The organism is Curtobacterium sp. MWU13-2055 (assembly GCF_023242305.1).
GTDB lineage: Bacteria > Actinomycetota > Actinomycetes > Actinomycetales > Microbacteriaceae > Curtobacterium.
The window spans coordinates 512,998-539,752 of sequence record NZ_JALLIO010000001.1 but is presented as its reverse complement, the minus strand read 5'-3'; the positions used below and the strand labels follow the sequence as shown (position 1 = coordinate 539,752).

The window sequence follows — 26,755 nt, the reverse complement described above, 5'->3', positions numbered from 1 at the left end:
CGGCTCACGAACAGGAACGCAACCATGCCCATCGACGGCATCACCGGCAGCGTGGACCAGGCTGCCCAGGCCGCGGCCCTCGCCGCGAACTCGACCGCGAAGAAGTCCCAGACGATGGACTCCGAGGTGTTCATGAAGCTGCTCGTCACGCAGCTGCAGAACCAGGACCCGTCGTCGCCGATGGACACCAACCAGATGATCAGCCAGCAGACGCAGCTCGCGATGATGGAGCAGATCACCAACCAGACCACGACGGGGAACGAGAACTTCTCGCTCCAGATGCGCATCGCCGCCGCGAACCTCGTCGGCAAGCAGGTCAGCTACACCGACGCTGCGACGGGTACCGCCGTCACCGGGACCGCCTCGGCCGTGTCCTACGCGAACAGCGTGCCCACGGTCACCGTGAACGGGAAGGAGGTCGCTCTCGACGTGATCTCCGGCATCACCACCACCGCTCCGGCTTCCTGACCGTTCTTCTTCCCCTTCTCCTTCCTGCTCTTCCTGCCTCTCCGAAAGGACGCACCATGCTCCGCTCGCTCTACTCCGGGATCTCCGGCCTCCGCTCGCACCAGCAGATGCTCGACGTCACCGGCAACAACATCGCCAACGTCAACACCGTCGGCTTCAAGGCCTCGTCGACGGTCTTCCAGGACACCCTGTCGCAGATGACCCAGGGTGCCGGCGGACCGCAGACCGGTGTCGGCGGCACCAACCCGGCGCAGATCGGCCTCGGCGTCCAGGTCGCCGGCGTCTCCACCAACTTCGCGCAGGGCTCGGCCCAGGCCACCGGCAAGGCCACCGACCTGATGATCTCCGGCGACGGCTTCTTCGTCACCCGCCTCGGCAACGACACCGTGTACACCCGCGCCGGCGCGTTCGACTTCGACGCGGACGGCCGCCTGGTCACCGCCGACGGCAAGATCGTGCAGGGCTACCCGGCCACCAACGGCGTCGTCAACGACAACGGTGGCCTCGCCGACATCACGCTGCCGCTCGACGCGGCGGCACCGGCCGTCCGCACCACCTCGGCCTCGGTCGCCGGCAACCTGCCGTCCGAGACCGCGGTCGGCGACACCATCACCCGCGAGGCCACCGTCTACGACGCCTCGGGCGCCAAGCACACGATGTCCCTCGCCTACACGCGCACCGGCACCGGCTGGGACGTCACCGCACGCAACGGGCAGGGGACCACCACGAACGGGTCGCTCACGTTCGGCACCGACGGCAAGCTGACCTCCGGCGGCGCCCTGACGGTCGGCGGCATCGCCGTCGACATGGGGGAGCTCACCGGCTTCGCCTCGCTCAACACCGCGTCGATCGGTTCGCAGAACGGCCGCGAGGCCGGCGCCCTGCAGGGCTACGCCATCTCGAAGGACGGCACCGTCACGGGTACGTTCTCGAACGGTGCGTCGCTCGCCCTCGGCCGCATCGCCCTCGCGACGTTCGCGAACCCGGCGGGCCTCGAGAAGACCGGCGCCTCGGGCTACCGTGCCACCGGCAACTCGGGCACCGCGACCGTCGGTGGTCCCGGCTCGGCCGGCGTCGGGTCGCTCGCGGCGGGCACCCTCGAGATGTCGAACGTCGACCTGTCGCAGGAATTCACGAACCTGATCGTGGCGCAGCGCGGGTTCCAGGCGAACGCGCGCATCATCACGACCTCGGACGAGGTGCTGCAGGAGCTGACGAACCTGAAGCGGTAGGCGCGGCGCTTCGTGAGCAGGAATGGTCGGGTCCAAGCCGGGCAACCCGACCATTCCTGCTCACGAGTTCGGCTGTCCGTTCTGGATCTGATGGCTTAGTATCTGCGTGTGCACGTAGACAAGCAGCCATGCGGGCTCGATCCCGAGTCGGAGTACGTCGAACTGGCGGTCGAGGTCTTCGCGATGCTCGCCGACGCGACCCGGGTGAAGATCATCCTGGCGCTCCGGAACGCCGAGGAGATGTCCGTGAACCACCTGGCCGATGTGGTCGACAAGAGCCCGGCGGCGGTGTCGCAGCACCTCGCGAAGCTCCGGCTCGCCCGGATGGTGTCCACTCGCCGTGAGGGAACGACGGTCTTCTACCGACTCACCGACGAGCACGCGTCGGAGCTGGTGATCGACGCGGTGAAGCAGGCCGAACACGTCGTGGGTGCCGCGCCGCACCACCGCGGGGAGCAGGCCGGCGCGTGACCGACCACGAGCACGACGGGCACCAGCACGACCACGACCACGCGCACCCGCACGGCGGCGTGCGGGGCCTCCTCTACGACCTCGTCGTCCCACACACGCATGACTCCGCCGACTCGATCGACGACGCCATGGAGGCGAGCTCGGCCGGTGTCCGCGCGCTCAAGATCAGTCTCTTCGTGCTCCTCGGCACCACCGTCCTGCAGGCCGTGCTCGTCGCGTTCACCGGCTCGATCGCCCTGCTGGCGGACACCACCCACAACTTCGCGGACGCGCTGACCGCCGTGCCGCTGTGGGTCGCGTTCGTGCTCGGCCGACGCGTGGCTACCCGGCGGCTCACCTACGGGTACGGCCGCGCCGAGGACCTCGCCGGCATGTTCATCGTCTTCGTCGTCGCGCTCTCGGCAGTGGTGGCCGGGTGGCAGGCGATCGATCGCTTCGTGCACCCACGCCCGGTCGAGGCGCCCTGGTTGCTCGTCGCCGCGGGCCTGATCGGCTTCGCCGGCAACGAGGTCGTCGCGATGTACCGGATTCGGGTCGGCCAGCGGATCGGTTCGGCGGCACTCGTGGCCGACGGCGTGCACGCCCGGCTCGACGGCTTCACCTCACTGTCGGTGGTCCTCGGTGCGGTCGGCGTGATGGTCGGCTTCCCGCTCGCCGACCCGGTCATCGGCCTGCTCATCTCGATCTCGATCCTGGTGCTGCTCTGGGGCACCGTGAAATCGATCGGCGCGCGGCTGATGGACGCCGTCGACCCGGCGCTCGTCGAACGTGCCGAGCACGCCCTCGAGCACACGGACGGCGTCCACGGGGTCCACGACCTCCGTCTCCGGTGGATCGGGCACCGGCTGACCGGATCGGCAACGGTCGAGGTGTCGACGACGGATCTGCAGGACGCAACGCACGTCGCCGATCAGGCCGCGGAACACGTCCGGCAGGCGATCGGCAACCTCGACGCAGTCACGGTGACACCAACGCACTCCGCAGTGCGTTCCTAGCCCTTCCAGACGGACTCGGCACCCGCATGACTGATGATGACGACCTCGATCATCGAGACGACGCCGACCGCGAGCAGTAGCACCGGTCCGACGACCGCGACTGCCCGCAGTGCGCCGCCGCTCGTCACCCGAGCTGTCCCGAACCGGTGCCACCCCCACCACAGCAGCAGGAGCACGAAGACCGCGATCGACCAGGGGAGCAGCCCGTCGGCGAGCTCGGTGTGCCGCTCGAGCAGCACGGTCTCCTGCTCGCGGTGTTCGAGCCATTCGCCGGACGAGGTCGCCAGGGGGACCGAGACGAGGGCGACCAGGCCGATGATCGGTGCGCCGACTGCGAGCCACCGTTGCGCAGCGGGCCACACCGCGACCACGATCGCGGCCAGCGCCGCGACAGGGACCGCGACGGAGGTCAGGTGGACGAAGAGGGGGTGGAGCGGGATCCCGCCGAACTGCCAGTCCATGGCGGCCTTTCACGTCGTGCGCCGGACGGTGTCGGCGGTGTTCGACCAGACAACAGGATCCCGCGGTCCGCATCGTTCGAAACCTCACACGAACGGGGCGACCCGGACATGGTTCGCTGTGACCATGAGCACCTCCGAGCCGCACGCGGGCGAAGCCCACACGGGCGACCTCGCTGCGCGCCTGAACTGGCTGCGAGCCGGAGTCCTCGGCGCGAACGACGGGATCGTGTCGACGGCGTCGATCGTCGTGGGCGTCGCCGGCGCGTCGTCGTCCGTCCCGGCGATCGCGACCGCGGGGATCGCAGCGCTCGTGGGCGGTGCCGTGTCGATGGCGCTGGGCGAGTACGTGTCGGTGAGCAGTCAGAAGGACAGCCAGCAGTCCCTCATCGAGAAGGAACACCGCGAACTGGCCGACGACCCGGTCGCCGAGCTCGAGGAGCTCACCCAGCTGTGGCAGGGCCGTGGTCTCCGACGGTCCACGGCCGAACGTGTGGCGTCCGAACTGACCGAGCGGGACGCCCTCGCCGCGCACCTGACCACCGAACTCGGGATCGACGAGGACGAGGTCGTCAGCCCGTGGCACGCCGCGTTCGCGTCGGCGGCCGCGTTCTCGATCGGTGCCGTCCTGCCGTTGCTGGCGATCCTCCTGTCGCCCGAGGCCGTCCGGGTACCCGTGACGTTCGTCGTCGTCCTCGTCGCACTCGCGTTGACCGGGGCCACGGGCGCCCGGATCGGAGGTGGCTCGGTGCGGCGGGCGACCGCACGCGTGGTCGTCGGCGGAGCCCTCGCCCTGGCGGCGACCTTCGTCATCGGATCCCTGCTCGGGACGAGCGGGGTGGTCTGAGATGGCGAACATCCTGGTGGTGGAGGACGACCCCGAGATGGGTGCCCTCGTCGAGCGCGGACTGACCGGCGAGGGGCACACCGTCACGGTCGTGACGGACGGCGTCGCCGCACTCATCCAGGCGCGGTCGCAGGCGTTCGACGCCGCAGCGATCGACGTCATGCTGCCCGAGATGACCGGCTTCGAGGTCTGTCGACGACTCCGTGAGCTGGGGTCGGACTTCCCGGTGATCCTGGTCACCGCACGCGACGCCGTCGACGACCGCGTGTTCGGGCTCGACTCCGGGGCCGACGACTACCTGACCAAGCCGTTCGCGATCGCCGAACTCAACGCGCGGATCCGGGCGCACCTGCGACGTCGTGCCGCCGGTGGCACGACCACCGTGGAAGCCGGCGCGGTGCGGCTCGACACCGTGGCCGTGCGTGCGTCGGTGCGCGGGCGCGACATGCCGTTGAGCGTCAAGGAGTTCTCGCTCCTGCGGTTCCTCATGCAGGGGGCGCCCGACCCGCGCACCAGGACCGAGGTGCTCGAAGAGGTCTGGGGGAGCGCCGAGCACTTCGACCCGACCATCGTCGACCAGTACGTCAGCTACGTTCGCAAGAAGCTCCAGGCCTCGGGCGCCGACGTCGCGATCCGGACGGTGCGCGGTGTGGGGTACGCGCTCGAGGTCGTGCCGTCTCCGTGAGGTTCCTCCGTCGCCTGTCGATCCGCGCTCGGATCACCCTCGGGAGCCTGCTCGTCGGTGCGGTCGTGCTCTCCGGGGTCGCTCTCGTGCTGCACGTGCAGATCGAACGCGCGACGCTCGCGACCGACCGCTCCCTCGCATCCGGTGACGCGGCACCGTTCGTGTCCGACCTCCGGCACAACCCGGACGAGCCGCCTGACCGTCCAGCAGAAGACGTCCTCGTCGGGATCCGGTCAGCGACCGGAGACTGGGTCGTGGACTCGCTGCCGCGCGACGTCCGCGCCGTGCTGCCCTCGCCGGTCCCGGACGACGACGTCACGCTGCGACTGCACACCGGCCACCGTGTCGTGACCGTCGTCGGCATCCCGGTCACGAACGACGCCGGATCGTTCGTCGTGTGGGCCGCGCACGACGGCCGGGCCGGGCAGGAGACGGTGGCGCGGGTCGACCGGTCCCTGGTCGTCGGAACGTTCCTGGCACTGCTCGCCTTCGCGGCGACGGCCTGGCTGCTGTCGACCATCGCCCTCCGCCCAGTGGGGCGGATGCGCCGGACCGCCGAGCGCCTCAGCGCCGGGAACGGTGGCGGCCACCTGCCAGTCGGCGCCTCCGACGATGAACTCGCGGCCCTCGCCCGGACGCTCAACACGTTCATCGACCGCCAGCGTGAGAACACCGAGCGCGAGCGACGGATGGTCTCCGACGCCAGCCACGAGCTCCGCACGCCGCTCGCTGCCCTCACCGCCCGACTCGAACTGGCACACCGCTCGTCGGGCGACGCCGTCGCGCTCGAGCGCGAGCTGCGCGCCGCCGAGGGCGATGCGGCACGGCTGGTCGCGCTCGCGAACGCCCTCCTGGAACTCAGCAGGCTGGACGAGGCGGAGGGTGTTCCGTCGACGTCGGCCGCTGCGCTCGTCACGGAACTCATGGGATCGATCGACCGCGCCCGCGCCATGACACACGTCGGGGCGCGCGACATCGACTTCGCCGTCGAACTGACGGCGCCGGACGAGCACTACGGACTCGAGCCCGCGGCGTTCGCGCGGGTCGTCGACAACCTCGTCGCCAACGCGATCGCCGCGGGGGAGGACGGCGGGGTGGTCCGGGTCACGCTCGACCAGTCCGCCGACGGTCGACTCGACCTGTGCGTCGTCGACGACGGCCCCGGCGTCCCGGACGACTTCCTCCCGCAGGCCTTCGACCGCTTCACCCGGGCCGACAGCGCCCGACGTGCCGTCCTCGGCGGGAGCGGCCTGGGGCTCGCCCTCGTCCGCGGCATCGTCGAACGCGCAGGCGGGACGGCGGACCTCTGCAACGCGGCGTCCGGCGGTGCCGTCGCGACGGTCAGCGTCCCCGCGCGCTGACCGGGATCTCGGTCCACGCCGATCACTCGAGGTCTCGAACGAACGGGGCGCTCCGTTCGGGGTCCGTCCACAGGACCGCTCCTGATGCTGTGAGTCACCCGATCGCATGCTGGAGAGGACCGAGACGATGATCGAGACCGCTCGCGCCACACCGAGGACACCCCCGAGCACGTCCGAACGCGCGCGCCTGCGGGACGCCGTACCCCCGGCGGAGTCCCTCGACATCGCCGCGCGCCGCCGCCGTCGAGCCGGTCGCCGCCGGAGCGCCATGACGGATCTGCTCGGGATCCTCGCATGGGTCTCCGCCTCGATCGCCGTGACGCTCTGGCTCGCCTCGCCCGACTCGCACACGGTCGTGGGGATCGGCGGCTGGCTCACCGACGCCGGGATCGTGGCAGGGCTCGTCGCCACGGACCTCGTCCTCGTGATGCTGGTGCTCGCCGCCCGGGTACCGCTCATCGACCGGACGTTCGGCCACGACAACGCCGTCGCGGTCCACCGTTCGCTCGGCAAGCCGGTGCTGTACCTGCTGCTCGCGCACGGTGCGTTGCTCACACTCGGCTACGGCGCGTCCGCGGGGACCGGTCCGATCGCCGAGACGATCGCGCTCTTCTCGACACCCGACATGCCACTCGCCTTCCTCGGCCTCGTGCTGTTCCTCGTCGTGGTGGTCTCGTCCTTGGTCGCCGTGCGCCGTCGGCTGCCGTACGAGGCATGGCACCTCATCCACCTGCTCAGCTACGCCGCGGTGCTCGTCGCGTTGCCCCACATGCTCAGCGTCGGCAGCGTCCTCGCGCAGGGCACCTGGCAGCGTGTCTACTGGATCGCCCTGTACGTCGTGGCGCTCGGACTCATCGCGCTGTACCGCTTCGCGGTGCCGATCGTGGTGACGTTCCGGCACCGGATCCGTGTGGCCGGCATCGAGACCGTCGCGCCGGGGGTCGTGTCGATCCACCTCGCCGGACGGGACCTCGACCGCCTCGGAGCCCGCGGCGGGCAGTACGGGGTCTGGCGGTTCTGGACCGCGAAGACGTGGTGGCACGCGCACCCGGTGTCGTTCTCGGCGGTCCCCGCCCGCGGTCGTGCACGGATCACCGTCCGCGACCTCGGTGCAGGATCCGCCCGTCTCGGACGCATCACGCCCGGGGCGTTCGTGTCCCTCGAGGGTCCGTACGGCCTGTTCACCAGCCGGGCCCGGACGGCCCCGTACCTCGCGCTCGTCGCCTCCGGCATCGGGATCACCCCCGTGCGCTCGCTGCTGGAGGACACCGACCTCCGTCCGGGCGAGGCCACCGTGCTGCTGCGCGGGACCGACGCCGACCAGCAGTACCTGTGGCACGAGATCGCGGACCTCGCCGAGGCGACGGGCAGCCGGCTGTACACGATGGTCGGCCACCGATCCCGCTCCCGCGAGAGCTGGATGACCGAGGAGGACGTCCGGCGCGGGGTCTCCCTCCGGTCCGTGTTCCCGAACCTGCTGCAGTCGGACCTGTACGTGTGCGGGCCGCGGGCGTGGTCCGACCTCGTGGTCCGCGAAGCGCGGTCGGCAGGGGTGCCGGAACACCAGATCCACCAGGAACGGTTCGAGTGATGAGAGCACGCATCATCGCCGGCGGTGTCGTCTCGTCGATCGCGGTCCTGGCCATCGGGTGGCAGCTCGGCGGCCAGCCCGCGGCCACCGCACCGGCACAGCAGGGCACGACGTCGGGTGTCGGCACGACCGGCACCGGGTCGACGAGCGACAGCGCCGGCAGCGGGACCAACGGCGGCAGCAGCGGCACCGGCACCACCGCTGGGTCGTCCGCCTCCGGCACCTTCGCCGGCGACACGACGCAGACCCGGTACGGCCCGGTGCAGGTGCAGATCACCGTCGCGGACGGGACGATCACCGACGTCACCCCGCTGCAGCTCACGAACAGCGACGGCCGATCGGTGCAGATCAGTCAGCAGGCGGCACCGGTCCTGCGCCAGGAGGCACTGCAGGCGCAGTCCGCACAGATCCAGTCCGTCAGCGGTGCGACCTTCACGAGTCAGGGCTACACGACGTCGCTCCAGTCCGCGATCGACAAGGCCGGGCTGTGAGCGTCCAGACCTTCGAGACCATGGGTACCGTCGTCAGCCTCCGGGGAGCCACCCCGGAGGCCGCCGCCGAGGTGCGCGCCGTCTTCGCCTCCTACGACCACCGGTACAGCCTGTACGACCCGGCGTCGGTGCTGAGCCGCATCGCCGACGGATCGCTCCGGCTGTCCGACACTCCGGCGTCGGTGCGCGACGTGTACGCGCTCGCGCTCGACTGGCGGGAACGGACCGGTGGTGCGTTCACGCCGCACCGCCCGGACGGCGTCGTCGACCTGTCCGGTGTGGTGAAGGCCCTGGCGATCCGTGACGCCGGAGCAGTCCTCGACGGCATCGCCGACGACTGGATGATCAGCGCCGGAGGGGACGTGCTCGTCCGGGGACACCACCGCGACGACGAATCGTGGAGCGTCGGGGTGGTCGATCCGGCACGCCGCGACACGGTCGTCGGCGTCGTCCACCTCGATGCGCCGCGCCGCGCCGTCGCGACCTCGGGGACCGCCGAGCGCGGCGAGCACATCTGGCGACGAGCGACCCCCACCTTCGTGCAGGCGACCGTCATCGCTGACGACATCGTCACCGCGGACGTGCTGGCAACGGCGGTCGTCGCGGGCGATGCTGACGACCTCCGCGGGCTCACCGGCAACGGGAGCGTCGACGTGCTCGCGTTCGACACGGACGGCATCGCGTGGGCGACACCGGGGGCCGAGGCGGTCGTGTGTCCATGAGCAACCTCGTGGACGCCCTTCGTCGGTGTCATCGCACGTACTGCACGACCCAGGTGCGGGTGCGTTGCCAAGTGCGACTCCGACGGAAGCCGTCGCGGGTGAGTGCCTGCGTCACGATGGTGCGGACATCGGGCTCGACCGCGGTGAGCAACCACACCACCTTCGCGGCACCGACCTCCTCACGGATGTCCCGCAGTGGTCGTTGCGTTCCCCACAGGCCAGCGGACTCGCTCGCCGGAGCAACCAGGAGCGGGTCGCGAAGTCCGGAGAACGCCGCTGGATAGGTGTCCGCGATGGTCCTGGAGGTGGCGAGGGGATGGCGTTCGAGGGGCCCGAAGACAACCGCGTCGCGTTCCCCGACGGGCTCCTCGGACCGGTGCGCGACGATGACGGCGGCTGCCTCGTTCCAGGCGGCGTCGTCCTTCGCTGCGACCGTGCGCTGCTGCGCCCACGTCGGTGCGGTGAGCGCCGCGGCGACGACGAGGACGGTGGCCACGGCGCGTCGTGACCACCGAGTCGGTACGGCGGTCACGGCGGCACCCATGCACAGCGCCACCGCCGGGGCGGTGAACGCGGCGTACCGCGGGGAGTACAGCGGGTTCGTCACCAACGACGCGGCGATCAGGCCGATCGTGGGAACGAGCGCCCACGGCAGCGCCACCACGAGGAGCCGCCGGCGAGTGTCGTTCCGGTGCATCAGGAGGACCCCGACGACAGCAAGGGCGCACCCGAAGACCGCGAAGCCCGGGTTCTTGGTGAACCACTGCGTCAGCAGCACCTCTTGGATCGTGTGCGCACTGATGGGATCGATCCAGGCGATCTGACGATCCTGGCCAGCGGATGCCGAGGCGAGCGGCAGCAGCGCACACGCCGACAGGGCAGTTGCGGCACCCCAGCGCAGGAGCACCTTCCGCGTGTCTCGATCACGGCCAGAGCGCCGCAGCAACGGCAGCGCCGCGGTCACGCCGTGACCGACCGTCATCAGCGCCAAGTAGAGGAACACCGCGCCGCTGAGGATCGAGATCGCCGCGTACGACACCCACCACGGCCACGACCGGGCTCCCTGTCGGGTGCGATCACGGGCGGCGACGAAGAGGATCGTCGTCCCGACTGCGAGGGCGGTGTCGATGGCGAACGACCGCCCTTCCGACCCCATCCACGTCACCCGCGGGAAGAGCGCGAAGAGGACCCCGGCGACGAGACCGGTCCTCGGGCTGGCGAGTGTGCGTCCGAGGACCACGAGCAGTGCCGCGGCGACACCGATCGCGATCGCGGAGGGGAGACGCAGGGTGAACGGCGTGTACCCGACGAGCGCGAACCAGCAGTGCATCACGGCGTAGTACGTCGCGTGGACGACGTCGACCTGTTGCACCTCGCGTGCCAGCGCCGCCCAGGGGCGGGTGGCGGACACGACCGTCGCGGCCTCGTCGTACCAGATGGACGGCACCCAGCTGAACGCCGCCGCCACGGACGTGGTTCCGACACCGACCAGTGCGGGGACCACCCACAGCCGTACCGGTTGGGCGCGTGTGCTGCGCACCGGTACGACACTCGGCGACGCGACGGCGGTCATCGGTCTCGCGCCTTCCCCACGAGTGATCGAGGCCGGAACCCGGCAACAGCGGTGGGGCCGCGACGAGTGGGCGTCTGACTTGCTCTCGTCGAGGTCAGCGCGATGTGACGCACGACGACCCAGACTGCGGACGTCCACACGATCGCGGCCAGGACGTCCGTCGGGTAGTGCACGCCGAGTGCGAGTCGGGAGGTCGCGACCACGATCACGACGACGGTCCCGATAGAGGCGACCTGCGCTCGAGCCTTGCCGTGCGTCACGGCGACGAGTCCGAGCACCAGGGCAGTGACCAGCGCGACGTGCCCGGACGGGTACGACCAGCTCTCCACCGCGCGGTGCACGCCGGAGAGCACCGGGCGTGACCGGTGCACCAGCAGCTTGACCGGCTCGACCGACACCCACGAGACCCCGGCGATCCCCACGAACTGCATCGCGGCGACCCGATCGGACCGCCACCAGACGACCGCTCCGATGGCCACGAGGATCGCAAGACCGCCGGCGGGCTCGAGGAGCACGCCGATCCCGGACGCGATGAGCAGCGCGGTCGGCGTCAGGTGTTCATGCAGCAGCTGGTCGAAGCCGGTCTCGGTCGCTCCGACACCCGGAACGGCTGTCAACGTGATTCCGATGAGCACCACGATCACCGCTGCTGTGAACGCCGATCCGAGTTGCCACAGTGCGCGTTCACCTCGCATCGGACGACCGCCCTCGATCCGCCTCGGTCGCCACGGCGAGCAACGCGGCAGCCGCCGCCGTCGCCACGATCAGCGCAGCGACAGCGCCGGCACCTCCGAGCACTCCAACAGTCATGTCCACGACCTCCGAACAGCACCCTTCCGCCGCCGCTCCAAGGAACCACCCAGATGCACCAGACGAGCGAGCACCCCGGACGGTCCGGCACGATCGTCGTCGGGACGAGTCGTCAGCGGATCGGGACCACGTGCGGCCGGGTCCGCACCGGGCCGATCCAGCGGGTCACGAGGACGGCGGTGATGCTTCCCGTCGCCATGATCGCCGCGAGGACGACGATCTGGAAGCGCCCGGCTTCGAGGGGAGAGACGCCACCGAACACGGCGCCCACGAACGCGCCAGGGAGGGTGACGAGTCCGGTCGTCTTCGTCTGGTCGACTGTCGGTATCAGAGCGGCGCTCACAGCGCGTCGAACCAGGTCCGCGGTGGCGCGGCGCGGTGTCGCTCCGAGCGCGAGCCACCCCTCGACCTCGTCCCAGCGATCGTCGACGAGCTCGCGGAATCGACGGCCGGCGATGGTCGCGATGGACATCGCGTTCCCGATGACGATGCCGCCGATCGCGAGGGCGTAGCGGGGTGAGAGCGTGATCGCTCCGCTCCCGAAGACGACGACCGCGCTGACCAGGATGCCGGTCGCCATTGCTCCGGCGACCAGCAGCACCATCGTCGGGAGGCCCCCGAGCCGTCGAGCCGACGTGCAGGACGCGACGACGAACATCACTCCGAGCGCGAGGCCGATCAGCAGGGGCGATCTGATGACTCCGGTGAGCACGAGGCTGATGGCGGCGAGCTGCAGGGCGCCGCGGACGATCGCCACTGCCGGAGCCCACGGCGCCGACGCGCGAGCAGCAAGCAGGACGACCGTCGCGACCGCGACGAGAGCGAGCACACCGAGCAGGGTGCGCACCAGGGCGTCCGCGGTCATGCCTGCTGCTCAGTCATCAGGTGCACTGTACGGCCGGCACGGTGTCATCCGTCGAAGGCCGTGCGCCGCCCACCACGCTGACGGTCACCGGTGGACCGATCCGTGATCTGGTTCGGCACCGTTCGGGTGCTGGTCGCGCTCAGCGGTCGCTCGCGATGGGCCGTTCGTCCTGGTCGTCCTGGTCCGTTCGGCCGTTCAGCCGCTTGCGGACCACTCCGATCAGGATCGGCAGGATCGAGACGATGACGATGACGATCATCAGGACGTCGATGTTGTGCGCGACGAGCGGGATCCCGCCGAGCAGCACCCCGACTGCCGTGAGTCCGCACGCCCAGCCCACCGCACCGACGACGTTCCACAGGAAGAACCTCCGGTAGCGCATGTCGGCTGTCCCCGCCGCGAGCGGGACGTAGGTCCGGACCACCGGCATGAACCGGCCGAGGACCAGGGACAGGCCGCCCCACCTGGCGAAGAACGCTTCGGCCTCGTCCAGCCGAGCGGTCGTGAGCACCCGTGCGCCGTCACGGAAGAGTCGGCGGCCGAAGCGTCGACCGATCCAGTAGCCGACCTGGTCCCCGGCGACGGCGGCGAAGGACGCGACGACCGCGACCTGCCATGGTGCGACGCCCAGCGCGGCGCTGGTGATCGCGGCAGTGACCAGGAGCGAGTCACCCGGGAGGAACGGGAACAGCACCCCGGACTCGATGAAGACCAGGACCGCGATCCCGGCGAGGACGGCAGGGCCGAAGGCGTGCAGCACGGATCCGGCGTCGAACAGGTGGACAGCGAGGGGGAACCGGTCGATCACGACGAGAGCTGCTCACGGGTGCCGGCCCCGACGCGATCACGACGGCCGATTGAGACCCATGCGATGAGCGCTGCGATGACCGCGAGGAAGACGATGCTGGTGGTGATGGTCCCGATGCCGAGTCCGCCGTCGTGTGTCGGCTGGGAGAGCAGGTCCCCGGTCGACGCACCGAGCGGGCGGGTGAGGATGTACGCGATCCAGAAGCAGGTGACGGCACCGCGACGGCCGATGAACCAGACGGCAGTGACCGCCACGATCGCTGCCGCGAACAGCAGCAGCGACGGCAGGTAGCCGAGGCCGGTCTGCTCGGCGATGAGGTCACCGGCTGCGGTGCCGAGAGCGAAGGTGAACAGGATCGCGAGCCAGTAGAACGCTTCCCGCCTGGTGGTGTCGATCTCGTGGATCGAGAGCGTGCGCTCACTCCGGTACCAGACGATGAACACCACCGCGAGAGCCACCGCGAACACTGTCGTGCTCACCCCCAGCGGGACGCCGAGCCCGTCGGTGAGGTTGTCCGTGATGCAGGTCCCGACGATGCTGATCAGCACGACGGTGACCCAGTACGTGACCGGCCGGTAGGCGCGGGTGCGGAACTGCAACACCAGGAACACGACCAGGACCGCGGCCATCACTGCCGTCGTCAGCGGGAGACCGAACCCGAGGGTGTCGCTGAGCAGATCGGCTGCGGTCTCACCGACGGTCGTGGCGAGGACCTTGATGATCCAGAACGACGGGGTGGGGTCTGGCACCTTGTTGCGCTTCGGGCGGGGCCGAGCGGTCAGCTGGGTCATGGCGTGCTCCTCGTCGTGACCGGGTCTCGTGCCCGGGTCGGTGCGACGACGGTACGAACGTGCCTGCAAGACTCCACCAAGAAACCCGGGTGTCCGGATTCGACCGCATCCTTGGTGTTTCCTTGCCCTGGGTGAGGGAGCCTCGGAGCACCCCGGACGGCGGTGTCAGGAACGGAGGAACCGATTGATCGACACAGCATGGAATCGACTCGTCGACGCCACTGCGCGGTGGTCCCTCCGTGGCGCTCCGGACCGGGATGCGGATCGCCTCGCCTCTCGACGGTCGGTCATCGGCATCTCCATCCGCGTCGCGGGGGTGTCTGCGGCGTTGGTGATCGGGATCATCGCCCTGGTCGTCGCGTACGTCGCTTGGCAGCTCACCCCAGGCCAGCAGCGGGAGCAGCCCGGTCCCTTCGACGTGCACATCACCCTGGACACGCTCGACCTGACGGTCGCGATCATCGGGGTCGGCGGGCTCGCGATCCTCTTCGCGGGAGTCGCCTCCTGGTTGATCGCGCGACGCGCGGTCCGGCCGCTGACGGAGGCGCTGCATGTGCAGCGGACCTTCGTCGCGGATGCCAGTCATGAACTCCGCACACCGCTCGCCGTCCTGCATGCCCGCGTCCAGCGGCTCCGCATGCAGACCGCCGACGACGACCCGCGCCGCCGGATCGTCGATGATCTCACCAGCGACACGCGGATCCTCATCGACATCGTCGACGACCTCCTCGAAGCTGCTGCAGGTACCCGATCCGAGCCGGGTGTCGCCGGCCTGCAGGATGGACTGGCAAGGCTTCGACGTGACATGAGCGTGCTCGCCGATGATCGGCACGTGCGTCTCCACGTGGTTGACCACAGCGCCAGCGTGGGCATGACGCCGACACAGCTGCACCGCTGTCTCGTCGCGCTCACGGACAACGCCATCGGCCACACCCCACCGGGCGGCACCGTCACCGTGACCACCACGCCGGAACACGACCGGGTGTGCGTCCGCGTGCAGGACGACGGCTCCGGCATCTCCGGGATCGAACCGACGCGGGTGTTCGACCGGTTCGCACACGGAACCGGCCGCGGCAACGGTCAAGGCCACGGCCACGGCCACGGCCACAGCGCGGACGGAACCCGCACGGGGAACGGCATCGGGCTCGCCCTGGTGCGTGAGATCGTGGTCCGCGCCGGCGGTGACGTCACCGTCGAGTCCACCGGTGATCACGGCACCGTCTTCGCGCTCCGCATCCCGACAGTGCACGCGGCGACGTCCGCGCCGACCATCACTCGTCGCGCCGAGGGAAGATGAACACCATGGGACAACGCCTGCTCCTCGTCGAGGACGACCCCAGGCTCGGACCGCTCGTCGCCGAGGTGCTCAGCGAGGACTGGGATGTCGTCCTCGCGTCCGACGGTGAGCAGGCACTCGTCACAGCAGTGGAACGGTACTTCGACGTCATGGTCGTCGATCGGCGGCTTCCCGGCATGGACGGCACCGAGTTCATCAGCGCGATCCGGAGCCAGCGGATCAGCACCCCGGTGCTCATGCTCACAGCACTCGGCGAGCTCCGCGACCGCGTCTCCGGTCTCGACGCCGGAGCGAACGACTACCTCGTGAAGCCGTTCGAGTTCGACGAACTCGCCGCCAGACTCCGGGCGCTCACCCGCGACTACACCGGCACCGGAACGGGCGTGGAGATCGGAGGGTGGACCTTCTACCCCGATGACCACAGCATCCACTCGCCGTACACCGGTCGGGTCCTCCTCACCGAGAAGGAGAGCTCCCTGCTCCGGGTCCTCGCTGCGGAACCAGCGCGCGCGTTCTCGCGGCGACACCTGCTCTCCGCGGTGTTCGAACACGGCGAGCAGGAGAACACCGTCGACACGTACGTGCACTACATCCGGCGGAAGACCGACCGCGACCTCATCACCACCATCCGCGGCACCGGCTACCAGCTCGGCACGCCAGCCTGACCCCGCTCGGAGCGCGCCCGAGGTCAGCCGGTCGACGCGTGCTCGCCCGCACCGGTGCCGGAGGGCGCGTCGGCGGCCAGGCCGATGCCCTCGACGAGCCGGATCGTCACCTCGACGACGTCAGCGGGTGCGCCCGTGCGCTCGTCGACCAGGTCGCGGATGCGTTCGCCGACCTCACGGATCGTGTCGGTCGCCGGCCGGGTGTCGTCGACGGCGATGCCCGCCCCGACCCGGAGGGCCGCGCCGTCGCGCTGCACGTCCACGAGGACGTCGGGTTCCTGCAGCGAGAGGGCCGACGCGACGGCCTCGGCGGCGGCGTGCACGATCGGTCTCCTCGGGTAGACGCCGGTGACTCCCGGAACGGTGCGGATCCGGTCGGTGAGGACTCGGGACAGGGCTTCGTCGCTCACGTCGTGCTCCTAGGGCAGGGAGACGTCGTCGAACACGACGTCGATGGACGCAACGGTCAGGGCAGTGTGGCGGTCGAGAGCCGCGGCGATCCGCGACCGCAGGAGGTCCGCGGTCTCCGCCGCAGGTGCCCCGTACACCAACCCGGCGGTCACCCGCACGTGGACCGGGGCTCCGAGGTCGCCGAGTTCCCCGTCGAGAGCGCAACTCCCCATCACGACCCCGCCCATCGTGTCACCGGTCCGACGAACCAATCCCCGGACGGCGGCCTCGGTCATGGTGAGGCGCAGTCGTGGGTCGGGATGGGGGACCGGCACGTCGCGGCCGGGTCGGACCTCGGAGCGGATCGTCGCCAGCAGACGGTCGACCCAGTCGGTCTCGCGGTCCGGCTCGGCGTCGGCCCGGTGTTGCAGGGCGCCGAGCGACAGCTCGCGCAGGCGCTCCATGTTCGACAAGGCGAGGCGGCACGAGGCGGAGCGCTCGATGGACGGGTCACGGGGTGAACGGCCCCGGTCGAGGTACTCGGCGAGTTCCTCCATCGTGTGGCCGTCGAGGTCGTCCTCGGGCACGGGGACGTCGTCGAGGTCGCTCATCGCCATGCCTCCATCTCCGCGGTCAGGAACCGACGGGCCCGAGCGAGCAGCCCGCGCACCGTCGACACCGGTAGTTCGAGTTCGTCGGCGATCTGCTGGTAGCTGTAGCCGGCGGTGCCACACCCCTGACGCAGCTCTGGGTCTTCATCGTCGCCCCGATCGTCGGGGCCGTCGTCGCGGGCCTGGTCGTCCGCGTCACCGGACGGCGCCGGATCACCAGCTGACGACGCCCGCCCGAGGCGGTGACCACGCGGGTCCGCACCGGCGTACCGTCGCCCGGATCACCACCACGGACGATCGGGAGAACGCATGAGCTCGCACACCACCAGCACCGCTTCGGTCACCGCCAAGACCCTGCTCCGCATCGCCCTCGGAGCCGTGCTCGTCTCACACGGGTCCCAGAAGCTCTTCGGCGCGTTCGGCGGCGGCGGCATCGACGGCACCGCCCAGGGCATGCACGCGATGGGGTTCCGCCCCGGCCGACGCAGCGCCGTCCTGGCCGGGCTCGGCGAGGCCGGCTCCGGAGCGGCGTTGGCCCTCGGCCTCGCCACCCCGATCGCCGGTGCGGGCGCCGCGACGACGATGGGCGTCGCGTCGAGCGTGCACACCCCGAACGGCTTCTTCAACGCGGACGGCGGCTTCGAGTTCCCGGCGTTCCTCGGCTTCTCGGCGGCGATGTTCGCGCTCGGCGGCCCCGGTCCGGTGTCGCTCGACCACGCCACCCGGCACGTGTTCGACCGCCCGTGGCTCCGGGCGGTCGCCCTCGCCGCGATCCCGGTCGCGATCGCGGTCCAGGTCGCGCAGCGTCGGAAGGCGCTCGCGTCCGACGCGGCGGCGCCCGACGACGCGTAGACCACCGGACGGGAGGCCCGGTGCCAGCTGGCACCGGGCCTCCCGTCCTGTCCGTGGTCGGCGCTCCTGCCGCGCTCGCGCCCGTCTCAGACCAGGACGGGGAACGTGGCGAGCAGGCACGCCCCGCCGACGAGGCCGATGACCGCGGCGACGAACAACGCGATGCGGGCCCACTCGCGGCCACCTCGGTCCGACACGGCCGCGAAGAACAGGACGAGGGCGAACAGCACCGTCAGGAGCGAGTAGTCGTCGGACTGCTGGTTGTCGGCGAGGGCACGGTCGAACTGCCGGTCGGCCTTCGCCGACAGCGCCGCCGCGCGGTCCGATCCCGCCGGCACGTACGCGTCCGTCGCGAACGGCCCGTCCGCGGTCCGACCGGTACCGTCCCACTCCTCGAACGCGGTGCGGAGCTCCGGGGAGAACCGCTCCTGCACGTAGCTGCGGAGCGTGGCGTCGTCCCGTGAATCGGCGAGCACCCACTGCACCCAGATGGTGACGTCCCACTGCCGTGCGTCGCGCGCGCCGGACGCGGCGTCGGCGGCCTGGATCCGGGCGCTCGACGCCTGGCTGAACGAGATGGACATCTCTCCGCCCCACTTCGACGCCTGGAAGCCGCACCAGGCGGTCACCACCGCGGTGATCGAGAGGAGGACCACGGTCGCCACCTCGCGTCGGCGCGTCCAGTGGGGGCGCTCGGGCTTCTCGGTCATCGTCATCGTCCTGGTCGGTCAGGCGCCCGGCAGGGGGAGCGTGCGTGCCCACCGTCGGATGGCGGTGTAGGCGGTCTCGCGGACCCGGGGTTCCGAGAGCATCACGTCGTGCAGGGCACCGTGGATGCGGGCGACGCTGACGTCGTCGCCCAACGAGAGCGCTCGGTGCGCGACGGCGTCGACGTTGAGTGCGACGTCGACGTGGGTCATCTCCTCCGACCACTTCGGGGACAGCAGGCTGTGCGTGCTGAGCAGCACGAGCGTCGGGGTTTCGGCACCGAGCCCGTGGGCGACCTGGTCCTGGCCGGCGAACACCGCCGCGAGCCACCCCGGGTGGAGCGGGAAACCGCGCTCCGGACGCCAGGCCTGGTTGTAGGTCCAGCTGCCGTCGGACCCGCTCGACACGGTGCGGGTGTAGAAGCCGGGGTCGACGGTCGGGAGCGGTGCGAGGGGGTTGCGCCGAGCACCGAGCTTCATCAGCGGTGCGATCAGCTCGCGGGCGAAGCCGGTCGCCTGGAACTCCAGCCACGGACTGTTGAGCACCAGCCCGGCGGCCACACCCCGGTGGCGGCTGTTCCAGAGCGCCAGCGTCAGCCCGCCGGTCGAGTGGCCGAACAGGATGAGTCGTCGGCGTCCGTGCTCGGGGTCGCCGTGCCCGATGGTGTCGAGTGCCGCAGCGATGTCCTCGTCGTAGACGGCGAGGTCGTCGACGTACCCGGGGGTCTGGTGCGGCAGCAGACTCCGGCCGTACTTGCGGAGGTCCAGTGCAAAGAAGCGCGCGCCGAGCGCCTCGAGGTGCTCGGCCATCTCGCGTTGGAAGAAGTAGTCGGACCATCCGTGGACGTAGAGCACGTCGGCGCCGCCCAGGGGGAGGTGGCCCGACCGCCACGGGATCGCGGTCCGCCACCGTCGCGGGAGCCGGTGGGTCCGGGTGCGCCGCACCAGGGTCGCGGTCACCGGTCCTTCGTCGTCGTCCTCGAGCGGCAACGAGCGGGCCTCGAAGTCGGGACCGAGCACGTCCGGGGCCCACCCGCTCGACGGATCGTCGCCGCGACGGGCTCGTCTCGTCGGCCCCGCACCCGGGCGCGTCCTCACCCGGACCACCTGGTCCCGTCTCGACGCCGACGGCGGGTGGAACGGCGGATCGCGATGCCACCGGTGAGCAGGAGCGCGGCGATGGCGAGCGCCACGACCGCCTGACGACCGTCGTAGCCCGTGGACGCCAGGGAGTCCGGAGCGGGGCCGACCGGACCCGACCCGCTGCCGTCCCCACCCGGTGTCACCGACGGAGGGCCCGGTGCCGGTGTGGGTGTCGGGGTCGGGGTCGGCGTCGGCGGGGTGGGGGTGAAGTCGTAGTCGTTGGTGATCGTCACGACCTGCAGGGTCGGCACGCTCTGGTCGGCTGTCGATGCGACCAGCACCCGGACCGTGCCCGGAGTGACGGTCCGGGCGTCCTCCCCGTACGCGCCCACCGCACCGCGTTCCGCGACGTCGCAGGTGGCGCCGACCGGGATGCCGTCGATGCGCGCCTCGAGGGCGTTCTCGGACGTGAGGGCCACCACGGCGGCACCACCCAGGTCGAGCGCGACACCGGCCACCTCGCACCGGACGTCGGCGTCGAACCGATCAGGGGCTCGGCCTGCGCCGGCGCCCGTCACCTGCTTCCGGATGAGCATCGACCCGACGGACGGTGCGACGCCGACCTTCACCGGCGCCTGGGCGATCGGGAGTCCGCCGTCGCTCAGTGTGGCGGTGGTCCCGACCTGGTTGAAGGCCGTCTCGTCGCGGAGCGGGACCGTCGTGGGGACACCGTCCGGGTGCGCGGCGGTCACCGGCTCGTCGACGGTGCGGTACCGGGCCGTGACGGCTTCGCCCGGGTCGAGCCCGCCGACGGACCCGAGGTCGACCGAGACGCGCAGGCCCGTCACGTCGTCCCAGTCGCCGGTGAACGCATCGTTCGCGGTCCACGTGTTCGTCGAGCAGAGCGAGTCGTCCGTCCAGGTCGTCGAGTCGGTGGTCGAGCACACGGTGAGGTCGGTCGTGACCTGCCAGGTCGTCGTCGCACCGAGCGCTGCGTCGACCTCCACGCCGAAGGAGTCGTCGAACACCGGCCGGTAGCTGCTCCCACGCGGAGCCCCGGTCGCGAGGAGCCGGTCGCCGGGCTGCGGGAGCGGGTCGACGAAGGTGACCCGGTCCTGGTCGACGGTGCCGGTGTTCGTCGTCCGGACGCGCCACTCGTCGGTCCCGCCGACACGCGTGGCGGCGACGCAGGGCGGGAGGGTGAAGCCGTCGTCGTCCGGGGTGCAGGACGTGCCTGGGTCCGACGGGTCGGACGCACCCGAGACGAGCGGGTCGACGACGTCGCCACGCACCGCCTTGCTCGTCTGCAGCGCCGGCCCGGGCGTGGGCTGCACGTAGTTGGTCGTGCCGCACTCCTCGGCAGGGAGTCCCGAGATGGTGCCCTGCCCGTTGCCGGAGTCGTTCGTGCAGCGGTCGAGCGCCGAGCCGGTGACGGCGACGGCCGAGTTCGTGGCGCGCTCGTCCTCGTGCAGACCGGGTTCCAGCGTCAGGGGGATCGTGATGGTGAACGTCTCGTCCGGGGCCATCCGGTCGTCGTCGGTGGGCCAGGTGAACGTGATCGTCCGGCCGTCCTGGACCGTCGTGACGTCGGCGGACAGTGTCCCGTCGGGCGAGGTGCGGAACGTCGGGTCCGTCCCGTCCCACGTGAGGCCCTCGGGGAGCTCGTCGCGCACGGACGTCAGCGTGACGATGCCGGTCCCGGTGTTGCGCATCGTGACGGTCCACGGGACCGGGGTCCCGACCGGCACGGTGTGCTGGTCGTTCGCGGGCGCCTTGGCGACGTCGAGCTGGCGGGTGCCCGGGTCGAGCGTGAGGGTGTCGTCCGCGGCGGCGGTGGCGTCGGGGAAGAGCGTGTCGTCGCTGCGGTGGGCGGTGACGGTCGCCGAGTCGTCGAGGGTGCCGGGGAACCGGACGGGTGCACCGTCCCGGCCGACCGGGAGCACGACGACGTGGAGCACCGCGGCGGCGGTCCAGGCTGCCGGCGGGTCGGCGTGGGAGAGGACGTCGCCGTCCGCTCGGTCGAAGACGAAGCGGATGCCCGTGATCGCGGCCGTGTCAGACGTCGGCAACGTCGCCGAGTCGGATGCCGCCCCGAGCTCCCACGCAGGCTGGCCGTCGAGCTGGACGTCGACGCGCACCCGGTCGGCCCCGGCCGGGAACGTCACGTCGTCCGCGGAGAACGCTGCGAGCCGGACGTCGTTCCAGAAGTCCTGGTCGGTGTCCTCGATGGTCACCGTGTCCGGCGAGACCGTCGCGTCGTCGCCCTGCGCACCGTCGAGGCGCACGTCGATCGTGTCGCTGCGGTCGGCCTCGAGCAGGGTGTCCGGTGTGAAGGTCTTCTCCGCGGTGACGTCGAGGACGCCGCGGACCAGCGCGACGGCCGCGGAGGCCGTGTCCGTCGGGGTGCTGGTCTGACCGGACGGCGCCAGGACGGGGTCGTACGACTGCGCGAACGCCCGGTTCGTGACGGTGGTCGTCGCGGTCACGGGGACGGACGGCAGGCTCCGGAGCGTCGCCCGCAACTGCGTGTGCATCGTCATGGTCAGCGGTCGGCCGGTGGAGATGGTCCCGCCGGTGCGGGTGGGGTCCGTGCCCTGGTAGACGACGCTGACGCCGACGACGTCCGCGAGCTGTGCCGCGGTCTGGGCCCGGGCGCCGGTGATCGAGGTCGTGCTGCTGGAGGTCGTCCCGGTGTCACTCCGGTGCAGCAACGTCACCGTCGATGCGTCCGCGTCGACCTCGTCGTCGTCGACGCTGAAGTCGAGTCCGGTGAGGGTGAACCGTTCGAACGGGTTGCCGGTCGTGGAGTCGGCTCCGTCGAAGGGGTCCGCCGACCACGCGTCGGGGTCGCTCGTGCAGTCGGAGAGGGTCGCCGGTGTGCACGGCATCGGGTCGGTCACGCGGACGTACGACGCGCGCGAGGCGGAGCCGTTCGTGGCGGTGACGGTGAAGTCGTTCGTGGGGTACTCGTCGGGGTCGACGTCACCGCGTGCCGGGACGGCGAGGCTGTCGTGCTCGGAGGTCTTCGCGAGCCCGACGAGGGGCGGCCGGTCGAGGATGACGAGGTCGTCGACCGCAGTGGAGCTCTGGTCTCCGTCGTCGGTCGTGGCCGTGACGTCGACCGCGTTGCGGACGGACCCGGCGGTGCTGAGGTTGTAGTCGGTGGTGCCGTTCACCCACTCGACGTCGGCGGTGCCCGGTGCTCGGAGGGAGTTCCGGAGCTCCCAGGTGAGGTGGAACGGTCGCGGCGTCGTGCTCGTGGCGATCCCCGACCCCGGAACGGGTCGGGTCGGGTCGGTGCTCGCCGCGCGGGCGTCGTCGTCGGGCGCCACGGTGATCCGGACGCCCGTCGTCGCAGCGGTCTGCTCGCTCGTCAGCGCGTACCCGACGAAGCCGGTCTGGTCGACCCAGCCGGAGGTCGGCGCCGGGACGGTGGACCACGTCCCGTCGCTGAAGAGCTCGACGGAGGTGACGGTGTCCCACCGCCAGAGCGGGTCGGTGCTCACCGCGATCGGGTCGATCGACTCGAGGTCGAACGCCTGGAAGACGGTGGCGGCCGGGTTCCCCGCGTTGCCTGCTGGATCGGTGACGACGATCTGGGACGTCCCGGTCGTCCGCGAGCCCCACTCGAGGACGGACCCGACCTGCTCGCCGGACTGGCTGTCCACGGTGGTCCGGTCGGTGGCGAAGTCGGTGTCGGTCCACCGCTTCCCGGCGATCGTGCTCCCCGTCCCGGTCGTCGACTCGATGTCGGCGTCGGCGTCGGCCTCGACGACGTCGCTCTCGATGGTGGTGCCGCCGTCGACGGCACCCTCGCCCTGTGCGGTCGCCGTGTTGGTGTAGGTCGACGGACCGGCGTCGGGGGTGCTCGTCGATCCACCGCCGTACCGCTGGTCCGCACGGGCCTGCGAGACGACGTTGGGTTGCACGGTGGTGCCCTGCGGGAAGCCGTCCGGGTTCGTGAACACGAACCGGAGTCCGGTGATCGCGCTTCGGAGGTCGGCGGGGACGGTGCCGGAGAAGTTCGTCGGGCCGGTGGCGGGGAGGCCGTCGATCGGGAGCGGCTGCCAGGTGGCGCCGTCGTCGGACGTGTAGTCGATGGTCAGCGTGGTGCCCGCGGGCACCTGCGTGGGCGCGATCGCGACCGGGTCGAACGCGTTCCAGAACGATCCGTCGTCGTGGGGCGTCGGCGCGACGTCCTCGATGGTGATCGTCGTCGGGGTCACGAACGCGGAGTCCGTGCTGGTCGTGGCCGGGAGCTGGGCCACGACCGTCCCGCCCGGTGCGATCGGCTCCTGCGGGCTGAGGGTCTTGGAGAGCGCGATCTCGATGTCCGGGCGGAACACGTCGAGCGGCGCGGACGCGCCGTCGTCGGCGGTCGCACCCCCGTTGCGTACGGAGGCCGTCGCACGGTTGGTGGTCCGGAGTGGTGCGTCGTCGGCAGCATCGAGCGCGGTGTCGATGCCGAAGCGCGTCGTCGTCGTCGCGTCGGCATCGATCGGGCCGTCGTACACGATCTCGAACCCGGTCACGAAGGTGCCGTCCGGGGCCGCGGCCGCCGGGGTGTCGCCGTCGGCGAACGGATCGGTGCGGGTCGTCCCGTCGCTGAAGTGCCAGACGACGTCGGCGCCGGTGGCGGTCGCGGGGTACGCGAGCGGACTGCTGAACCCGGCGAAGCCGACGTCGGCGGTGAAGTAGTCGAGGTCGCTGACGCGGAGTTCCTCGACCGGTCCGTCCGACGTGTTCGTGGCGGTCACGCTGCCGACCGCGTTCGTGCCCGCGGGGACCCGCGCCGGGTCGATCGACTTGGTGACCGCTGCTCCGAGGTTCGTCGGTGAGACGGTGTGTTCGGCGGAGGCCGTGCTCGTCGCGGGGTCCTGCCCGGGGACCGAGACGGTGGCGGCGGCGGTGTTCGTGGCGGACCATCCCTCGCCGAGCTCGACGTCGGAGTCCCGCTCGGTGCTGCGCTGTCCGACGTCGAGTTGGATCGAGGCAGCCGGATCGCCGGGCGTGAGGACGGCCCCGTCCGGGCCGGTGAAGGTGTACCGGACCCCGGCGACGTCGGCGTCGTCGACGCCGGCCGGGAACGTCGCGGATCCCGGCGGCGAAGGAGTCCCGGTGACCCAGCGGTAGGTGCCGGTCCCGGGGTCGAGCACGTACGCGTCGACCTGCACGGCGGTCGCTCCTGCGGGCACGGCGATCGTGCCGGGTCCGGTGACGTCGACGTACCGGAACGGGTTCGTGGCGTCCAGCGTCGCCGCACCCTCCGCCGCGTTCGACGGGTCCTGGACGACGAGGGACGTGGCGGGGACGTTCGACGCGTTCGAGGCGGAGAGCTCGATGGTCGACGGTGCGCCGGGGGAGAACTGCTCGTTCGTGGGCGTCCAGGACTTCGTCGTCGCGACGTCGACGGTCGTCGGGATGTCCACGGTGACCGTCGCGGCGCTGGACGCGGTCGCGGCGTTGTCCGCGGTGCCGGTACCGGTGTTCGTGATCGGCTGGCCGTTGTAGGGCCACGTCGGCGGGAGGTCGGCGGGGACCCGAAGGGTCGCCGTGAGCGTGTACGCCTGGCCCGCGGCGAGGCCCTGGGAGCCGTCGGCGAGCGGTTGGACGAACTCGAGGGTGCCCACGCACGGCGGGTCGCTGGTGACGACCGTCGCCGGTGTGCCGCCGCAGCCGGTGTGGGTGACGACCCAGTCCGGGTCTGCCGGCGCGGCGGGGTTGGGCGGAGTGGCGCTGAGGTCGACGATCGGGAAGCCCTCGAGCTCCGCCGGCAGGGTGTCGACGATCCGGGCGTCCACACAGTCGGCGTCATCGCACCCGAGTCGGATCGTGAAGGTGAACTCGTCGCCGGGGCCGAGGGTGGCGCTCTTGCCGCCGTCGACCAGCTTGTTCACCTCGATCGCCGCAGGGTCCGCAGCCGATGCGGGGACCGCTGTCGTCACGATCGCCCCGGTCGCGAGGAGCACCGCGATCGTCGCGGCGATCGCCGAGCGCAGCACGTGGTTCCGGCCGATGCGCTTCACGTCGGGAACACCGTGGCCCAGTCGTCGCGGACGCTGACCACGGTGATGTCGCGCTCGTCGGCCTCACGGAGCACGACCTCGGCGCCCTTGTCGTACGGCTGGTCGCCGCGGCCGGTGTCGTCGTCGTGGTGGACGAGCAGACGGAGTCCTGCGTGGCCGGGCACGGTGTACTCGAGCATCTCCCGGTCGCCGTCGGAGTTCCCGACCGCGACCGCCGGCCGCCGTCCGATCCGGCTCCAGACCCGGACGGGCTTCTCCGGGCCGTCGTCGAAGAACGCGAGTGCGTCGACGTAGCGGACCTCGCCGTCGACGTACTCCAGGCCCATGGCGGAGCCGATGACGTGTTCCGGGGCGATGCCGTAGTTCTGCTCCGTCATGGGACGCATGAAGTCGCGTTCCCCCGCGGACACCACGTAGCAGGTGAACCCGTGCTCGTGCAGGAGCCGCACGAGCTCGACCATCGGCTGGTAGACCGTCGCCGCGTAGGGAACGCCGAGCACGGGGTGTTCGGCGTGCGCGTAGAAGTCCGACACGAGCCGTCGGTAGTCGTCGACGCTCATGCCGGCGGTCGCACGCCCCACCGCCGCCAGCAGTAGCCGGAGATCGGAGTCGTCCCCGCTCGCGTGCCGGTCGACGGCGCCCCCGATCCACGACAGGTCACCGGACTGCGCGGCCGCGTAGGGCTGCGTGCGAGCGAGCTCCGGGTCGGCGGACGCTGCAGCGGCCCACTGCTGGACGAGCCAGTGCAGCTGGGTCGGCATCGGCTTCTCGTTCCAGAGCGTGCCGTCGTTGTCGAAGACGGCGACGCGGTCGTCGACCGGCAGCGGGGTGTCCCCGCCGGTCGTGCGGGCCAGGAACTGTTCGACGGCGTCGCGGGCGTGCCCCGGGCGCCAGGAGGGGAGTGTGTCCATGCCCCGGATCGTCCGGCCGCGCGGGCCGGTGCGCACCATCCTGAT

The 26,755-nt window shown here is 71.1% G+C and carries 26 protein-coding genes; 13 read left to right on the top strand and 13 right to left on the bottom strand.

The window, feature by feature from the left end:
• Positions 1 to 24 precede the first annotated feature (24 nt).
• From M4960_RS02465 to M4960_RS02450, 4 genes are all read left to right on the top strand, one after another.
• Positions 25 to 468, top strand: a complete 444-nt coding sequence (locus M4960_RS02465) for a flagellar hook assembly protein FlgD (protein ID WP_123292727.1) — start codon at positions 25 to 27, stop codon at positions 466 to 468.
• Positions 469 to 524: 56 nt separating this feature from the next.
• A complete protein-coding gene (locus tag M4960_RS02460; protein ID WP_123292728.1) occupies positions 525 to 1,700 on the top strand; it encodes a flagellar hook protein FlgE in 1,176 nt (391 codons plus the stop codon).
• A 108-nt stretch (positions 1,701 to 1,808) separates the two neighbouring features.
• Positions 1,809 to 2,171: a metalloregulator ArsR/SmtB family transcription factor gene (locus M4960_RS02455; protein WP_260154814.1), complete on the top strand. Its 363-nt coding sequence runs from the start codon at positions 1,809 to 1,811 to the stop codon at positions 2,169 to 2,171.
• Entirely contained in the window at positions 2,168 to 3,166 is a 999-nt protein-coding gene (locus M4960_RS02450) for a cation diffusion facilitator family transporter (RefSeq protein ID WP_248703353.1), read from the top strand. The genes M4960_RS02455 and M4960_RS02450 overlap by 4 nt, the downstream gene beginning before the upstream one ends.
• On the opposite strand, the gene M4960_RS02445 is transcribed toward M4960_RS02450, so the two are convergent.
• Positions 3,163 to 3,627, bottom strand: a complete 465-nt coding sequence (locus tag M4960_RS02445; RefSeq protein WP_248703352.1) for a DUF2231 domain-containing protein — start codon at positions 3,625 to 3,627, stop codon at positions 3,163 to 3,165. The two genes, M4960_RS02450 and M4960_RS02445, sit on opposite strands and share 4 nt — an antisense overlap.
• 124 nt (positions 3,628 to 3,751) lie before the next feature.
• Here M4960_RS02445 and M4960_RS02440 point away from each other — a divergent pair, with 124 nt between their 5' ends.
• The 6 genes from M4960_RS02440 (at position 3,752) to M4960_RS02415 (ending at position 9,321) form a co-directional block, all read left to right on the top strand.
• Positions 3,752 to 4,471, top strand: coding sequence for a VIT family protein (locus M4960_RS02440; RefSeq protein ID WP_248703351.1), 720 nt, complete (start codon positions 3,752 to 3,754; stop codon positions 4,469 to 4,471).
• Between the two features lies 1 nt (position 4,472).
• Positions 4,473 to 5,156, top strand: coding sequence for a response regulator transcription factor (locus tag M4960_RS02435; RefSeq protein WP_248703350.1), 684 nt, complete (start codon positions 4,473 to 4,475; stop codon positions 5,154 to 5,156).
• Positions 5,153 to 6,517, top strand: coding sequence for a HAMP domain-containing sensor histidine kinase (locus tag M4960_RS19570; RefSeq protein WP_173168513.1), 1,365 nt, complete (start codon positions 5,153 to 5,155; stop codon positions 6,515 to 6,517). Before M4960_RS02435 ends, M4960_RS19570 begins: the two co-directional genes overlap by 4 nt.
• Positions 6,518 to 6,644: 127 nt before the next feature.
• A complete protein-coding gene (locus M4960_RS02425) occupies positions 6,645 to 8,108 on the top strand; it encodes a ferric reductase-like transmembrane domain-containing protein (RefSeq protein WP_248703349.1) in 1,464 nt (487 codons plus the stop codon).
• Positions 8,108 to 8,599: an FMN-binding protein gene (locus M4960_RS02420; protein WP_173168515.1), complete on the top strand. Its 492-nt coding sequence runs from the start codon at positions 8,108 to 8,110 to the stop codon at positions 8,597 to 8,599. The genes M4960_RS02425 and M4960_RS02420 overlap by 1 nt, the downstream gene beginning before the upstream one ends.
• Complete coding sequence (locus M4960_RS02415; protein WP_248703348.1) at positions 8,596 to 9,321, top strand: FAD:protein FMN transferase; 726 nt, start codon at positions 8,596 to 8,598, stop codon at positions 9,319 to 9,321. The genes M4960_RS02420 and M4960_RS02415 overlap by 4 nt, the downstream gene beginning before the upstream one ends.
• Before the next feature lie 28 nt (positions 9,322 to 9,349).
• Here M4960_RS02415 and M4960_RS02410 read toward each other — a convergent pair whose 3' ends face one another.
• The 5 genes from M4960_RS02410 to M4960_RS02390 form a co-directional block, all read right to left on the bottom strand.
• Positions 9,350 to 10,861 (bottom strand): hypothetical protein, encoded by a 1,512-nt coding sequence (locus tag M4960_RS02410; protein WP_173168516.1) that lies wholly within the window; start codon positions 10,859 to 10,861, stop codon positions 9,350 to 9,352.
• Between the two features lie 29 nt (positions 10,862 to 10,890).
• Positions 10,891 to 11,532, bottom strand: coding sequence for a phosphatase PAP2 family protein (locus tag M4960_RS02405; protein WP_248703347.1), 642 nt, complete (start codon positions 11,530 to 11,532; stop codon positions 10,891 to 10,893).
• Between the two features lie 284 nt (positions 11,533 to 11,816).
• A complete protein-coding gene (locus tag M4960_RS02400; RefSeq protein WP_173168518.1) occupies positions 11,817 to 12,569 on the bottom strand; it encodes an ABC transporter permease in 753 nt (250 codons plus the stop codon).
• A 139-nt stretch (positions 12,570 to 12,708) separates the two neighbouring features.
• Positions 12,709 to 13,377 (bottom strand): DedA family protein, encoded by a 669-nt coding sequence (locus M4960_RS02395; protein ID WP_248703346.1) that lies wholly within the window; start codon positions 13,375 to 13,377, stop codon positions 12,709 to 12,711.
• Positions 13,374 to 14,168, bottom strand: a complete 795-nt coding sequence (locus M4960_RS02390; RefSeq protein WP_123292738.1) for a hypothetical protein — start codon at positions 14,166 to 14,168, stop codon at positions 13,374 to 13,376. The genes M4960_RS02395 and M4960_RS02390 overlap by 4 nt, the downstream gene beginning before the upstream one ends.
• Before the next feature lie 184 nt (positions 14,169 to 14,352).
• Between M4960_RS02390 and M4960_RS02385 the strand changes: the two genes are divergently transcribed.
• Both M4960_RS02385 and M4960_RS02380 read left to right on the top strand, forming a co-directional pair.
• Positions 14,353 to 15,465, top strand: coding sequence for a sensor histidine kinase KdpD (locus tag M4960_RS02385; RefSeq protein ID WP_173168519.1), 1,113 nt, complete (start codon positions 14,353 to 14,355; stop codon positions 15,463 to 15,465).
• A 5-nt stretch (positions 15,466 to 15,470) separates the two neighbouring features.
• Positions 15,471 to 16,130 (top strand): response regulator transcription factor, encoded by a 660-nt coding sequence (locus tag M4960_RS02380; RefSeq protein WP_307860999.1) that lies wholly within the window; start codon positions 15,471 to 15,473, stop codon positions 16,128 to 16,130.
• Positions 16,131 to 16,153: 23 nt separating this feature from the next.
• Here the strand turns inward: M4960_RS02380 and M4960_RS02375 are convergent, their stop codons facing one another.
• From M4960_RS02375 to M4960_RS02365, 3 genes are read right to left on the bottom strand one after another with little or no spacing between them, the layout of a single operon-like run.
• A complete protein-coding gene (locus M4960_RS02375; RefSeq protein WP_173168521.1) occupies positions 16,154 to 16,540 on the bottom strand; it encodes a hypothetical protein in 387 nt (128 codons plus the stop codon).
• 9 nt (positions 16,541 to 16,549) lie between these two features.
• Entirely contained in the window at positions 16,550 to 17,131 is a 582-nt protein-coding gene (locus M4960_RS02370; RefSeq protein WP_148053756.1) for a hypothetical protein, read from the bottom strand.
• Complete coding sequence (locus M4960_RS02365; protein ID WP_248703592.1) at positions 17,128 to 17,223, bottom strand: hypothetical protein; 96 nt, start codon at positions 17,221 to 17,223, stop codon at positions 17,128 to 17,130. Before M4960_RS02365 ends, M4960_RS02370 begins: the two co-directional genes overlap by 4 nt.
• A 217-nt stretch (positions 17,224 to 17,440) precedes the next feature.
• Between M4960_RS02365 and M4960_RS02360 the strand changes: the two genes are divergently transcribed.
• On the top strand, positions 17,441 to 17,983 hold the full coding sequence (locus tag M4960_RS02360; RefSeq protein ID WP_173168522.1) for a DoxX family protein: 543 nt from the start codon (positions 17,441 to 17,443) through the stop codon (positions 17,981 to 17,983).
• A gap of 86 nt (positions 17,984 to 18,069) precedes the next feature.
• Here M4960_RS02360 and M4960_RS02355 read toward each other — a convergent pair whose 3' ends face one another.
• The 4 genes from M4960_RS02355 to M4960_RS02340 form a co-directional block, all read right to left on the bottom strand.
• Positions 18,070 to 18,693 (bottom strand): hypothetical protein, encoded by a 624-nt coding sequence (locus M4960_RS02355; protein WP_173168771.1) that lies wholly within the window; start codon positions 18,691 to 18,693, stop codon positions 18,070 to 18,072.
• Positions 18,694 to 18,711: 18 nt separating this feature from the next.
• Positions 18,712 to 19,710 (bottom strand): alpha/beta hydrolase, encoded by a 999-nt coding sequence (locus tag M4960_RS02350; RefSeq protein WP_248703345.1) that lies wholly within the window; start codon positions 19,708 to 19,710, stop codon positions 18,712 to 18,714.
• Positions 19,711 to 19,784: 74 nt separating this feature from the next.
• A complete protein-coding gene (locus tag M4960_RS19565) occupies positions 19,785 to 25,799 on the bottom strand; it encodes an isopeptide-forming domain-containing fimbrial protein (RefSeq protein ID WP_248703344.1) in 6,015 nt (2,004 codons plus the stop codon).
• Positions 25,796 to 26,710, bottom strand: a complete 915-nt coding sequence (locus M4960_RS02340) for an HAD family phosphatase (protein ID WP_131879970.1) — start codon at positions 26,708 to 26,710, stop codon at positions 25,796 to 25,798. Before M4960_RS02340 ends, M4960_RS19565 begins: the two co-directional genes overlap by 4 nt.
• Positions 26,711 to 26,755: the final 45 nt, after the last annotated feature.

What these genes read in the sequence shown, in the direction of transcription:
- M4960_RS02465 (WP_123292727.1), top strand. Translation starts at nt 25, where the DNA reads ATGCCCATCGACGGCATCACCGGCAGCGTGGACCAGGCTGCCCAGGCC.
- M4960_RS02340 (WP_131879970.1), bottom strand. Translation starts at nt 26,710, where the DNA reads ATGGACACACTCCCCTCCTGGCGCCCGGGGCACGCCCGCGACGCCGTC.
- M4960_RS02360 (WP_173168522.1), top strand. Translation starts at nt 17,441, where the DNA reads ATGAGCTCGCACACCACCAGCACCGCTTCGGTCACCGCCAAGACCCTG.
- M4960_RS02445 (WP_248703352.1), bottom strand. Translation starts at nt 3,627, where the DNA reads ATGGACTGGCAGTTCGGCGGGATCCCGCTCCACCCCCTCTTCGTCCAC.
- M4960_RS02355 (WP_173168771.1), bottom strand. Translation starts at nt 18,693, where the DNA reads ATGACCGAGAAGCCCGAGCGCCCCCACTGGACGCGCCGACGCGAGGTG.
- M4960_RS02425 (WP_248703349.1), top strand. Translation starts at nt 6,645, where the DNA reads ATGATCGAGACCGCTCGCGCCACACCGAGGACACCCCCGAGCACGTCC.
- M4960_RS02390 (WP_123292738.1), bottom strand. Translation starts at nt 14,168, where the DNA reads ATGACCCAGCTGACCGCTCGGCCCCGCCCGAAGCGCAACAAGGTGCCA.
- M4960_RS02420 (WP_173168515.1), top strand. Translation starts at nt 8,108, where the DNA reads ATGAGAGCACGCATCATCGCCGGCGGTGTCGTCTCGTCGATCGCGGTC.
- M4960_RS02380 (WP_307860999.1), top strand. Translation starts at nt 15,471, where the DNA reads ATGGGACAACGCCTGCTCCTCGTCGAGGACGACCCCAGGCTCGGACCG.
- M4960_RS02440 (WP_248703351.1), top strand. Translation starts at nt 3,752, where the DNA reads ATGAGCACCTCCGAGCCGCACGCGGGCGAAGCCCACACGGGCGACCTC.
- M4960_RS02370 (WP_148053756.1), bottom strand. Translation starts at nt 17,131, where the DNA reads ATGAGCGACCTCGACGACGTCCCCGTGCCCGAGGACGACCTCGACGGC.
- M4960_RS02435 (WP_248703350.1), top strand. Translation starts at nt 4,473, where the DNA reads ATGGCGAACATCCTGGTGGTGGAGGACGACCCCGAGATGGGTGCCCTC.
- M4960_RS02400 (WP_173168518.1), bottom strand. Translation starts at nt 12,569, where the DNA reads ATGACCGCGGACGCCCTGGTGCGCACCCTGCTCGGTGTGCTCGCTCTC.
- M4960_RS02460 (WP_123292728.1), top strand. Translation starts at nt 525, where the DNA reads ATGCTCCGCTCGCTCTACTCCGGGATCTCCGGCCTCCGCTCGCACCAG.